Source organism: uncultured Phascolarctobacterium sp. (genome assembly GCF_905212365.1).
Classification (GTDB): Bacteria; Bacillota; Negativicutes; order Acidaminococcales; family Acidaminococcaceae; genus Phascolarctobacterium_A.
This window is the reverse complement of sequence record NZ_CAJMEH010000001.1, coordinates 74,442-87,313: the sequence shown is the minus strand read 5'-3', so window position 1 is coordinate 87,313 and position 12,872 is coordinate 74,442. Positions and strand designations below refer to the sequence as shown.

The window sequence follows — 12,872 nt, the reverse complement described above, 5'->3', positions numbered from 1 at the left end:
GCTGCAAGCAGCGCAAGCCTCAGTCCTCCTTAATCATCATTTTAGAAGTTGATTCTGCCAGCACAGTGCCGTCCTTACGGCAGATGGTGCCCTGCATTTCTACCATGCGCCCTTTGCGCCGCAGCTCGCGGCCGGTACAAATAACCTCCTCGCCAATAGCCAAGGGCTGGCGGTAGCGAATTTCTATTTTCGCCGTATACGACGGCTTGCCTTCCTTACAGTACAGATAATTGCCTGTCACCTCGTCCAGCAGCACAGCTACCAGCCCTCCGTGCATACGCCCCGTATAGCTTTGATGCTCGCGGCGCGGTGTAAAATAAGCCCGGCAGCAGTCGTCGTCAATTTCAAAGCGCATATGCAGACCGCTGGGATTATCCTTGCCACAGGCAAAGCACCAGCTGTATTCGTTATTATCCAAAAGGCTTTTATCCATATCTTTCCCTCTATTTCTGACAAATCCTGCCGTGCCGCAGGATAATTTACAAACTTATTACTTTTCGTCAGCCTCAAAAAAATTTCCCACAGCAGCAAAGACCGTTTCCCGCTCGCAGTCCAGCGTTAAAATATGCCCGCTGCGCTCCAGCCACAGCAGCTGCTTTTGCTCCGGCGGCGTTCCCAGATTATCGTAAATATACTGTGCGCTTTTCGGCTGCACCGTATGTTCGATAGTCGATTGAGCAATCAGGCAGGGAATGGTAATTTGCGGCAGCAGTTGCTTCTTGCAGCGTTTCACCAAAGCAAACAAGCTGCTTAAGGGCTTGGTAGGCATTCGCGTATAAGCCTGGCAATACTTGCTCATCTCATGGTAGTTGCGCTTTCGCTTAGGCAAATAGCGGATAAAGTAGCGCAGCAACGGCAAAAAGGGTACGCGCCTGTCGCGCACATAAATAGGAGCGGACAGCAGTGCCGCCCTGCGCACAGGCTTAGAGGCTGCAATAGCCATCGCCAGCAGGCCGCCCATGGAAAGCCCGGCAACATACACCTTGCTGTATCCAGCCAAAAGCTCATCGCAGGCCGCAGCAGCCGTTGCCAGCCACTGGTCCGCCGTCGTCTGCTCTAAATCCTCCACCGTAGTGCCGTGTCCGGGCAGACGCGGGCACAGCACAGTGTAGCCAAGCGTATGCAGATAATCGCCTAAGGGCCGCATTTCCGCCGCCGTGCCGGTATAGCCGTGCAGCAGCAATACTGCTTTTCCATTATTACCTTGCAGCAAAAAGGTTTCTGCCCCCGCCATAATCTGCATAATTAAAATATCCTCCCACGTTATATAGGTATAGAAAAACCGCCCCAAAACTTTGCCTAGTTCGAGGGGCGGCCTTCCACCACTTAGCTTTGGCAACCCACCTTGTGGGCGGTTGTCCTTCTATGTTTAATATAGCACGAAAACTAAATATTTGCAAGCAAAACGTCTCCTTTACGCCAAAATATCGCAAACATATGTTGCTCTTATTAATTTTTTGTGTTAAAATATCAACAGACAACCGTGTTCAGGGTGGTTTGGCCTTCATCTAATGAGATTGGAGGTGATGCTTATGAAAAACTTTTCTTTCCAAGACCTGATGGCTTTCGGAATGTTTATCATTGCATTGCTGACCTTCATTCGACTGATGTGTCAATAAAATTTCTGCATAAAGAAAATCCATCCCTAAACTTGGCCAGTGACGGGATGGATTCTCTTACCCAATAACAGGCCAACCCACCTTGTGGGCGGTTGTCCTTCTATATTTAATATAGCACGAAAGCCAAATATTTGCAAGCAAAAACGCTCCCTCTCACAAGGAGAAGGAGCGTTTAACATTTGCATGCTCTTATTTGAAGAAGCTCAGCAGGATGCCGCCGTTAGCTGCCAAAACAGGAGCGAATACCAGAGCAACAATGGTCATCAATTTAATTAAGATGTTCATTGCCGGTCCGGAGGTATCCTTGAACGGATCGCCTACGGTATCGCCTACAACGGTTGCGTCATGCACCGGAGTATGCTTTCTGCCGCTTGCTTCTACGAATTTCTTCGCATTATCCCAAGCGCCGCCAGCGTTAGCCATCAAAATAGCAACCAATACGCCGGAAGCCAATGCGCCGCCGATCATACCACCCAAAGCTTCGGTGCCGAACAGGAAGCCCATCAGCAGAGGAGCAACGATAGCGATAACGCCAGGCATAATCATCTCGTGCAGAGCAGCTGCGGTAGAAATGTCTACACATTTTTGGTAGTCAGCCTTAGCCTTGCCTTCCAGCAGGCCAGGAATTTCGTGGAATTGACGGCGAACCTCTTCGATCATTTGATAAGCGGCCTTACCAACGGATTCCATGGTCATAGCGCCGAATACGAAGGGCAGGGTTGCGCCGACGAACAGACCGATCAGAGTAACAGGATTCAGCAGGTCGATAGCCTTCAGACCTACGGTGTGTGCATAAGCGGAGAACAGAGCCAAGGCAGTCAAAGCAGCGGAGCCGATAGCAAAGCCTTTGCCGATAGCGGCGGTAGTGTTGCCTACAGAGTCCAGAGTATCGGTGATTTCACGTACTTCAGGAGGCAGCTCGGACATTTCTGCAATGCCGCCTGCATTGTCGGCGATAGGACCATAAGCGTCAACGGCTACGGTCAAGCCGGTGGTGGACAGCATACCAACTGCTGCCAGAGCGATGCCGAACAAGCCCATGCCTGCGTCCTTAGCGCCGCCCATGCTGAAGAAGGACAGGATTACGCCGATGCAGATGAAGATCATCGGCAGGAAGGTGGAATACATACCAACTGCCAGACCGGAAATAATGGTGGTTGCCGGGCCGGTTTCGGATTGCTGTGCAATCTTCTTCACAGAAGAATAATCAGCAGAGGTGTAGATTTCGGTAATTTTGCCGATCAGCAGGCCTACGATCAGGCCGGAAGCGATAGCTACGAAAGCTGCGGCATTGCCGAAAATAGAAGTGGACAGGTAGTAAGCGGCAGCAATTACGATAACGCCGCCAACATAGGTACCTTGGTTCAATGCGGATTGCGGATTGCTGGATTTGCTGTTGCGGGCATAAGCAACGCCGATCAGGGAAGCGATAATGCCTGCAAAAGCCAGCTCGAATACGAACATAACGCCTTCGCCGCCAGGGTAAGCAACTGCGCCCAGAGTAATAGCGGAAATGATAGCGCCTACATAGGATTCAAACAGGTCGGCGCCCATACCGGCAACGTCGCCTACGTTATCGCCTACGTTATCAGCGATGGTAGCCGGGTTACGCGGATCGTCTTCAGGCAGACCCTCTTCAACCTTACCAACCAGGTCGGCGCCAACGTCGGCAGCCTTGGTATAAATACCGCCGCCAACACGAGCGAACAAAGCGATGGAGCTTGCACCCAGGCCAAAGCCGGTAACGATATCGATATTGCCAAAAAGCATATAAGCTGCGGCAACGCCAACGATACCCAGGCCAACTACGCCCAGACCCATTACAGCGCCGCCGGAGAAAGCGATTTTCAAAGCTTCCGGCATACCGTGACGGGCAGCCTCAGCAGTACGAACGTTAGCCTTAGTAGCAACGGTCATACCAATATAGCCTGCGCTTACAGAGAAAACAGCGCCTGCAACGAAGCAAACTGCGGTAAGCGGAGACAGGAACATAGAAATAACAATAGCGACAACGATTACGAATACAGACAAAGCCTTGTATTCTCTGTACAGGAACGCCATAGCGCCCTCATGGATGTAACCGGCGATTTCCTGCATGCGTTGAGTACCAGCAGGAGCCTTGCCGATTGCGCTGCTGAGCGTCAAAGCAACTGCCAATGCAATGAGGCCAACAACGATGGAGATCATTAAATAACTCAAGACCCTAACCCCTTTCTTTTTATAAAAAATTTAAAATTTAAAGAGCGCAGTTACGCCCTTTTTAACATGAGTAATAAGCCAAGACTGCGCCAACACAGTCATTAAGCGTTGATTTTGGCCAGCGCCAACGTAATTACGGCAAATGCAGCGCCTAAATAAATCGTAGCCTTAGCCATAATTGAATCCAGATCATTGCCCTTGCCAAAAAAAGCACCGTCACTGCCGCCGAAAGTACTGCCCATACCGCCGCCTTTGCCGGACTGCAGCAGAACTGCGCCAATGAGAGCTATGCAAACGATAACTTCAAGAACTATCAAGACAGTTTCAATCACAGAGCTTACCTCCTCACATTTTTGTACCATGATATTTTACCATAAATATAGTGAGCTTACAACGTAATTTTGCAAAATATTTAACAGAACCGTCTGAAAATGCACAAAAAAACAGACCGCAGCAGCAGGCGGTCCGTAAAAGCCCTTTTTAAGCGTGCAAACAACGCTGATATAATGAAAAAATTACAGCTTCTTCAGCAGGCGGACATGCTTAAAGCCATCCTCCGTAGTTATTTTAGTATGCACCTTATACATAGCGTCTATATTATCCTCGTGCAGAACCTTCTGCGGCGAGCCGTAAGCAAAAATATGCGTGTCCTTGAGCATCAGCAGCTTGTCGCAGAACATAGCGGCCAAATTCAAATCATGTATGGTCATAATGATGGAAATGCCGTTCTTTTTGGCAAGTCCGGCAATCGTATGCAGAATAAACAGCTGATTATGCAGATCCAGGCTGCTGGTCGGCTCGTCCAGAATTATCAGCCGCGGCTGCTGCGCCATAGCGCGGGCAATAAATACCCGCTGCCTTTCGCCGCCGCTCATTTCTTTGATACTGCGAAAAGCAAACTGCTCCAGATTCATACGCTGCAAAATGTCAAAAACAATCTGCTTGTCCTGCTCCGAATAGCTGCGCCCGGCGTAGGGCAGGCGGCCCATCATCACCGCGTCCACAACGGTCATCGGGAAAAAGCTGTTGATGTATTGGGGCACATAGGCCATCAGCCTGGCTATCTGTTGCTGGGTCAGCATACCAATATCCTGTCCGTCAAACAGCACCTGCCCTGAACGCGGCTGCAAAATACGGTTAATACATTTAATAAAAGTAGTTTTGCCCGTACCATTAGGGCCTAAAATCCCCAACACCTCTCCCTGCTCTACCTGCAGGGAAATATTATCCAAAACAGCTTTGCCAGCGTGATAGCCAAAGGATAGATTATTAATCGTCAGCATTTACAAGCCACCCTTTCTGGCGTTAAGAATTAAATGAATGAAAATCGGCACGCCAACGAAGGAAACCACGATACCAACCGGCACATTAACAGGATACAGAATGAATTTGCCCAGGGTGTCGGCCAACACCAGCAGCACTGCGCCAATGGCTGCCGACATAGGGAACAAGCATTGATGATCGTTCCCTACTAAAAAACGCGCCATGTGTGGCGCAATCAGCCCCACAAATCCAATAACGCCGGTAAAGCTGATAATCGTCGCCGTAATCAGCACCGCTAAAAACATAGTCGTTCCCCGCAGCCGTTCCGGATCGATGCCCAAGCTTTTAACCAATTCATCATCGCCGCTGGCCATAGCGTTCCATTGCAGCAATAAGCGTACAGCGTACAAGCAACATACCAGCAGTACTACGCCGATAATCCAGACGGCGTGCCAGTTAGCCCGGTTAAAGGTGCCGAAGGTCCACTGCACTACAGCCGCCAGCTTATTTTCCTGAGCAAAAAATTGCAGGGAAGCAGTCATAGCAGCAAAGAAATAATTCAAAGCAATGCCCACAAGGATTACGGAATTAGCCGTAATACCCACACGCCTGGCTACGGCAAAAACCACCAGCATACTTAATAAGGAAGCGATAAATGCGCTGCCGATGATCAAAAAATCGTTGTAAAAAACCGTCGCGCTGCCGAAAACAATACACATGGACGCGCCAAAGGCCGCTGCCGATGAAACGCCCAAAGTAAACGGGCTGACCAAAAAGTTGCGCGTTACCGACTGCATCATCATACCGGCAACAGAAAGACCCACGCCCGCCAAAATTGCCAGACAGATGCGCGGCAGGCGCAAAAAAATTACCACCTTTTCCGCAGCTATATGTTCTTCGTTAAAGTCTTGCGACCAAGCGTAGCGTCCAACAGCCTCCAGTCCTTCCCACAGGCTCAGCTCCGTGCCAAAGGTCAGGCAGAATAGCGCTACTATTATTACCAAAGCGGCTGCCAGCAAAATCTTCTTTTGCGCGGCCTGCTTGTAAGCTTGATATTGTTTTTCAATCAACATAGCCTTCCCCTTCAATAATCAAGATTCATGGCAGGGTATGTATGCCCGGCCACATAATCCAGCCCTAAATATTTTGTCAGCCACACCTTAAAGACAGCCTCCGGATGCAGGTCAGGCAAATATTCCGGATACAAAAATTTCGCTACGTAAAGTACGCCGATGATCTTGGAAGCACCACAGTGGGAAAAATACGAAAGCTGAAAAAAACGGTCGTGCTTAACGGCGTCTATTTCATCCCAACCGGGACGCTGCAAAAGGTCCTGCTTAATAAGCAGGTGTTCCTCCTCCATAGGCGGCTGGTAAGAATATTTCCAGCGACGGTCAGCCATTTTAACGATATACTGCGGATTACGCAGCACCACGGCCTCCGGAACTATGTGGCGCTCCACGGCGTCCTCCATAATATTAGTGCCGCCAGTGTACTGTACCAAACTGTAAAAATAGCTGCCCGGCATGGTTGTGGCTCCCGGCCCGCCGCATTCAAAATATACCGTTTTACGAGGACTGATATTTGCCAGCTGCTTCTGTACATAGGCCAGCTGCCCGCCAAAATATTCTTTTATTTCCCTAGCGCGGGCTTCCTTAGCAAAAATTTTTCCCAGCAGCTCGCAGTTAGCGCCAAATTGCTCCAAATGATGGGTATCGATAACGATAACCTTAATCCCGAAATGCCCCAGCTTTTCCTGTGCGTCATACCAGCTGCCCTTGCTGGAAATCAATAAAGCCTGCGGCTTCAGCTCGATTACCTTTTCATAATTGATAGCCAAGCCCTCGCGGGCGCAAATCAGCTGATCCTTAGTAAATTTATGATGAAAGGCGTCGGGATTCCACAAAATATTCTGGTCAATGCCGACAATAGTGTCCAAGCAGCCCAACGCCGACACCAGCTCCGTCAGGTCGGTATTATAAGCGTTGGCAATAGCTACCCGCGTCAGCGGCTTTGTTAATTCAATTTTTCTGCCCAAGCTGTCGTATACCACAATAGCAGCCTGTTCCTGAGCAATATTTTCCTGCTGCCCCTTGCCGCAGCCGGATAAAGCAAGTAAAAGGCCAACAGCTAAAAGCAGCAGAAAAATTTTATGAAAATAATGTCGCATAATAAATCCCTATACAAGAAAAGTTAAGGGAGAGCGCAAGGCGTCTCCCTTAAAGCGATTTTTACAGATCAAATTGTGCGGACAGCATAACAGTACGCGGATTGGCCAGTACAAGATAATTGCTGCCGGATTGGGGCATCCAGTAATCTTTATTAGTAACATTATAGCACATCGCCGTAAACTTAACTGGCGTATTATTGATCTTTGTCTTATAGCTCAGTCCCAAATCAAGAGTAAAATATGAAGGAACGTCTAATTTTTCATTATTGATAGTTGAGCTACCGTTATACAATCCTCTTGCCAATACAGAAAAATCATCGCTTGCTTCATATTCCAAACTCAAAACGCCGTTCCATTTGGAAGCGCCGTTCACGCGATAGCCATCGTAATCGCCTACACCATCCTTATTGCTATCGGAAGTCTTATTACGCTTAGCGTCCAAATACATAACGCCGCCCATAACGTTCCACTTAGGCGCTATTTTGCCATTAATGGAAAACTCTATGCCTTCATGTTCATCCTCGCCGTCCTGAGTGCAATACAATTTGCCATTGCGTAATTCATCGACCGTACCAGCCTTTTTAATATTGAACGCGCTTAAAGTAGTCAGCAACCCAGCATTTTCATATTTAATACCAATCTCATTCTGCTTAGTTTTTGCAGGATCTAAAATCGCACCTAGGTTTGTATACTTCGTATTTGTAACAGCAGAACCGCCTGCAAAGCTCTCCGTATGACTGGCATACAGAGACAAATTTTCTACAGGCTTATAAATAAAGCCATAAATCGGGGAGGTAGCGCTACTGCTGATAGAACCAGTTTTGCTGCCGCTAGTAAAGCTGTCAACATCGGAATGTTGGTTATGCACGCCCAGCATCAGCTGTGCTTTGCCATACTCCAACGTATCTACTAAAGCCAATCCCCAAAATTCGCTGTGTCCGGTTTTATAGAAATTATTCTTGCCTAAGTCAGGATTGAAATTTTCCGTGCGTCCTTCATATATATTGCCAGCAAACGCAATCGGTTTGTTACCGCTACCGCTCCACTGGGTGTTCCAACTCTTATCGACCGACAAAACCACATTATGCTTTACTTCGCCAGTATAAAGATTACCCTTAACGCCAAACTCGCCATAATAATTGCTAATAGCAAGCGGGCCGTCACGGTCCACAGAGTTGAAATCACCTGCATTATTTATAACTGTATAAGGCTCGCTGGCTCTGCCAGTTTTGTTGTTAAACAAATCATAACGGCAGAAACCGCCGTTGAAGAAAGCCGTCCAATCATCGCTGATCTTTTGCTCGTGATTCAACACTGCCATCCATCTGTCCAAAGTTGCTCCCTGTCCGTCATAAGCGTAGTTCATCTTATTGCTGGGAGCGCTGGGTAAGGTTGTTACACCTGTACCAAACTGGAACCAACGAGCAGATTTTTCCAGCTCGGAATAGCTGTAGCCAGCAAATAAATTAGTCTTGCTATTTTTATCATGGTGATCCAAATTGATAAAGATATCCCTGTTGGTCAGCTCCTCGCCTACACCGGTCAGCTCTTCACCCTGCGTATTTTGCGCGTTAATGCGCAGGCCCCACTCCTTGTTGCTGCCAAATCTTCTGCTTACGTCAATACGCTCGCCAAAGGAGGAACTGCCGGAGAAGGTTTGCGTGTAACGAGTAAGATCCTCGTCGCCCGCACGCTTCGTGTACATATTAACAAGACCGCCGGCGGACTGGCGCGTAGTAGTACCGTTAAAGCCCATCGCCGGGCCGGAAATTATTTCAATACGCTCGGCAAAATCCGTAGGAATAGTCGATTGGGTAAACATGCCGGGTACGCCGTTGACATACAGGTTATAGCCAGTCATTCCCAAGCCGCGGATAGAAAAGTCGTTATACAGCGTATAGCTGCTGCTCTTAACTGACGGAGTATTAATCAATACTCCAGTCAGCTGAGCGCTGGGATCGTTAAATTTTTCAATGGTCTTTTCCGTAAAGCTGGTTTGCGTAAAGGGCATATCCATAATATTCTTGTTGCCCAAGCGGCCTAAATTGCCTTCGCGGGATACAAAACCGCCCGGTAATGCCTCTCTGTCTGCTTCAACAACAATAGTGTCGAGTGCAAAAACAGGTCTTTCTTCGTTCGCAGCTTCTTCTGCTCCGGCGCTCATTACGAAACCTACGCTGGCAATAGCGCACAGCACCGACATCACTAAAGCTTGCTTTTTCTTCAACATCTTTCCACACCTCTTAATTTTATTTTTTAAATTAAGCTGCCGAGCTGTCCGTGTTTCGCTTGCCGCTTAATCTAAAATCACAAAGTAAAAGCGCCCTCTGCTCACAGCAAAAGGGCGCACTTCTCCACCATATGCCCTTCCGTCTATCGCAGAATTTTCAGCATGTAAATCAGGCAGTTCTTCTGGCTCGGTTTCACAGCAGGCTTAGCCTTCCCGGTTTCCCAGTGACATATAAAGTCTGCTCCACCATACAGCTGCGGGACAGCACAGGCATTGCACCTGTTTCTCTATTAAGCATCGCTGCACCTGATTCTTAAATTTTATTAATTTATTCCATCAGATATTATTCTTTTCTTATTAGTATTTCTTGTGCAATATTATACACTCTCGTCCCCCCCAGTCAAGCTAAAATCCGCATTGAGCGGATTTTATTTGAAGCGCTGCCGCGCTCCGGGGGAACGGGCGCTAGAGAGGCGTAAAATCAACGCAAAAAAAGAGCAGAAGCCCTCAGGCCTCTGCTCTCGCTGCAAGTAAGCTTATTTATTGATATTGTAGAAAACGTGCTTGCCGTTATACTTGGCTGCCTTGCCCAAATCCTCTTCAATGCGCAACAGCTGGTTGTACTTAGCCACGCGGTCGGTGCGCGCCGGAGCGCCGGTCTTAATCTGACCTGCGTTTACTGCTACAGCGATATCTGCCAGAGTGGTATCCTCGGTTTCGCCGCTGCGGTGGGAAATAATGCAGGTATAGCCTGCGCGCTTAGCAGTTTCAATAGCGTTAAAGGTTTCGGTCAGGGTACCGATTTGGTTTACCTTAATCAGAATAGCGTTGGCTACGCCCTTCTTAATGCCCTGCACCAGGCGTTCTTCATTGGTAACAAACAGGTCGTCGCCCACCAGCTGCACCTTCTTGCCCAGCTTCTTGGTCAGCTTCTTCCAGCCGTCCCAATCGTCCTCGGCCATGCCGTCCTCGATGGAAATGATTGGATATTTCTCGCACAGTTCGGCCAGGTAATCCACCATCTCTTCGCTGGTTTTAACGATGCCCTCGCCTGCCAGATTATACTTGCCGTCCTCATAAAATTCGCTGCTGGCTACGTCCAAAGCGATAACGATATCCTTAGCCGGTTTATAGCCTGCCTTTTCCACTGCCTCCAAAATAACCTCGATAGCCTCGGAATTGCAGCTCAGGTTAGGCGCAAAGCCGCCCTCGTCGCCCAAAGCGGTGCTCAAGCCTTTAGATTTCAGCAGCGCTTTCAGGTTATGGTAAATTTCGGCGTTCATGCGCAAAGCCTCGCTGAAGGATTTAGCGCCTACGGGCATAATCATAAATTCCTGAATATCCACGTTATTGTCGGCATGCTGGCCGCCGTTCAAAATATTCATCATGGGTACGGGCAGCTCCTTAGCAGCCACGCCGCCCAAATACAGGTACAGGGGCAGGCCTACAGAAGCGGCTGCCGCCTTAGCCACAGCCATGGAAACGCCCAAAATAGCGTTAGCGCCCAAACGGCCCTTGTTGGGAGTTCCGTCCAAGCGTACCAGCAGCTCGTCAATTTCAGTTTGACGGGTTGCCTCCAGGCCGATGATAGCCTCGGCAATAATGTCGTTGACATTATCCACGGCCTTGGTTACGCCCTTGCCCAGATAACGCTCGGCGTCGCCGTCGCGCAGCTCCACAGCCTCGTGTACGCCGGTGGAAGCGCCGGAGGGAACGGCAGCGCGTCCTACGGCGCCGTCCTCCAGGCAAACCTCAACCTCTACGGTAGGATTGCCGCGGGAATCCAGAATCTCGCGTGCATATACTTCAGTAATCATTGCCATCTTTCACTCACCTCTAATTTTATTTTTCCAATAAGCTATGGCCCGTCATAGCGGCAGGCTGCTCGATATGCAAAAGCTCCAGCAGCGTCGGCGCAATATCGGCCAAAATACCGCTGTGCAGCTTATGCTGCTGCTTGCTCACCACGATGAAGGGCACAGGGTTGGTGGTATGAGCCGTATTAGGCTCGCCGTCAGCCTCCGCCATTTTCTCCAAATTACCATGGTCCGCCGTAATGCAGACCGTGCCGTCCAGCTCCAGCACTTTGCGCACGATGCGTCCGGCGCAGTCGTCCACCTTTTCCATCGCCTGAACGGCGGCTGCCAGCACTCCCGTATGCCCCACCATGTCGGGATTAGCGAAGTTCAGAATGATTGCGTCAAATTTATCCTGCTCCAATTCCGCCAACAGCGCCTGCGTTACCTCCTCGGCGCTCATTTCCGGCTGCAAATCGTAGGTCGCTACCTTGGGCGAAGGAATGAGGATACGCTCTTCGCCAGCATTAGGCTCCTCCACGCCGCCGTTAAAGAAGAAGGTTACATGGGCGTATTTTTCCGTTTCGGCTATGCGCAGCTGCCGCATACCGCGGGCCGCCAGCACCTGTCCCAGCGTATCGTCAATGGATTCGGGCGGATAGGCCACAGGCGCGTCGATAGTCGCGTCATACTGCGCCATGCAGGCAAAACGCACCGGCCGCACGCCCTCCGGACGGGCAAAATACGGAAAGTCCTCGTCATACAGCGCACGGGTAAGCTCACGAGCGCGGTCAGGACGGAAGTTAAAGAAAATTACGCCGTCGCCGGCCTTAATGCGTCCGTCTACGCCATTTACTACCAACGGCACCACAAATTCGTCGGTCACACCGGCAGCATAGGACGCCTGCACGCCTGCGGCAGCGCTGGCGGCAGGCACGCCCTCGCCCAGCGTAACAGCCCTGTAAGCACGCTCTACGCGCTCCCAGCGTTTATCGCGGTCCATGGCGTAATAGCGGCCGCTGACAGTAGCGATACGGCCTACGCCGATCCTGTCCATAGCCTGTTCCAATTCCTCGATATAGGTCAACGCGCTTTGGGGCGGCACGTCGCGTCCGTCCAAAAAGGCGTGTACATAAACGCGGCTCAAGCCGTGCTGCTTAGCCATTTCCAGCAACGCCAGCAAATGGGAAATATGGCTGTGGACGCCACCGTCGGATACCAGGCCCAGCAAATGCAGCGCAGCGCCCGCCTCCTTGGTTTTTTCCATAGTATCGCACAGCACGCTGTTCTTAAAGAAATCGCCGTCCTCAATGGACTTGCTGATGCGGGTCAGGCTTTGGTAAATAATGCGGCCTGAGCCGATATTCAAATGCCCCACCTCGGAATTGCCGATTTGCCCCGCAGGCAGGCCTACCTCCCGGCCGCTAGCCTGTAAGGTGGTATGCGGATAATTGGCAAAATAACCGTCGAGGTTAGGTGTCCTGGCAACTGCCGCAGCGTTGGTGCTGCTGGCGGGAGCAATGCCCCAGCCGTCTAAAATCATTAAAAGTACAGGATGTTTCATGCTTCGCCTTCCATATATTATCATTTATAAG

Annotated in this window: 10 protein-coding genes and 1 riboswitch; all 10 genes read right to left on the bottom strand. The window is 49.9% G+C overall.

Annotated elements, in window-relative coordinates; all coding sequences use genetic code 11:
- Positions 1 to 19: 19 nt before the first annotated feature.
- Positions 20 to 433 carry a PaaI family thioesterase gene (locus QZ105_RS00445; protein WP_293727876.1) on the bottom strand — a complete coding sequence of 138 codons (414 nt, stop codon included), beginning with the start codon at positions 431 to 433 and terminating at the stop codon, positions 20 to 22.
- 57 nt (positions 434 to 490) lie between these two features.
- Positions 491 to 1,243 (bottom strand): alpha/beta fold hydrolase, encoded by a 753-nt coding sequence (locus tag QZ105_RS00440; protein WP_293727875.1) that lies wholly within the window; start codon positions 1,241 to 1,243, stop codon positions 491 to 493.
- A 565-nt stretch (positions 1,244 to 1,808) separates the two neighbouring features.
- The gene (locus tag QZ105_RS00435; protein ID WP_366935937.1) at positions 1,809 to 3,806 is read right to left on the bottom strand and encodes a sodium-translocating pyrophosphatase; all 1,998 of its coding nucleotides are present in this window, start codon (positions 3,804 to 3,806) and stop codon (positions 1,809 to 1,811) included.
- Between the two features lie 113 nt (positions 3,807 to 3,919).
- A complete protein-coding gene (secG, locus tag QZ105_RS00430; RefSeq protein ID WP_293727873.1) occupies positions 3,920 to 4,150 on the bottom strand; it encodes a preprotein translocase subunit SecG in 231 nt (76 codons plus the stop codon).
- A 183-nt stretch (positions 4,151 to 4,333) separates the two neighbouring features.
- Positions 4,334 to 5,101 (bottom strand): ABC transporter ATP-binding protein, encoded by a 768-nt coding sequence (locus QZ105_RS00425; protein WP_293727872.1) that lies wholly within the window; start codon positions 5,099 to 5,101, stop codon positions 4,334 to 4,336.
- A complete protein-coding gene (locus tag QZ105_RS00420; RefSeq protein WP_293727871.1) occupies positions 5,102 to 6,154 on the bottom strand; it encodes an iron ABC transporter permease in 1,053 nt (350 codons plus the stop codon). It lies immediately after the preceding gene.
- Between the two features lie 11 nt (positions 6,155 to 6,165).
- Positions 6,166 to 7,251 (bottom strand): ABC transporter substrate-binding protein, encoded by a 1,086-nt coding sequence (locus QZ105_RS00415; RefSeq protein ID WP_293727870.1) that lies wholly within the window; start codon positions 7,249 to 7,251, stop codon positions 6,166 to 6,168.
- 61 nt (positions 7,252 to 7,312) lie between these two features.
- Positions 7,313 to 9,481, bottom strand: coding sequence for a TonB-dependent siderophore receptor (locus QZ105_RS00410; protein ID WP_293727869.1), 2,169 nt, complete (start codon positions 9,479 to 9,481; stop codon positions 7,313 to 7,315).
- Between the two features lie 154 nt (positions 9,482 to 9,635).
- A riboswitch (cobalamin riboswitch) is annotated at positions 9,636 to 9,806 on the bottom strand.
- A 211-nt stretch (positions 9,807 to 10,017) separates the two neighbouring features.
- Positions 10,018 to 11,304: a phosphopyruvate hydratase gene (eno, locus tag QZ105_RS00405; RefSeq protein WP_293727868.1), complete on the bottom strand. Its 1,287-nt coding sequence runs from the start codon at positions 11,302 to 11,304 to the stop codon at positions 10,018 to 10,020.
- A gap of 19 nt (positions 11,305 to 11,323) precedes the next feature.
- Positions 11,324 to 12,841 (bottom strand): 2,3-bisphosphoglycerate-independent phosphoglycerate mutase, encoded by a 1,518-nt coding sequence (gene gpmI / locus QZ105_RS00400; RefSeq protein ID WP_293727867.1) that lies wholly within the window; start codon positions 12,839 to 12,841, stop codon positions 11,324 to 11,326.
- Positions 12,842 to 12,872 lie beyond the last annotated feature (31 nt).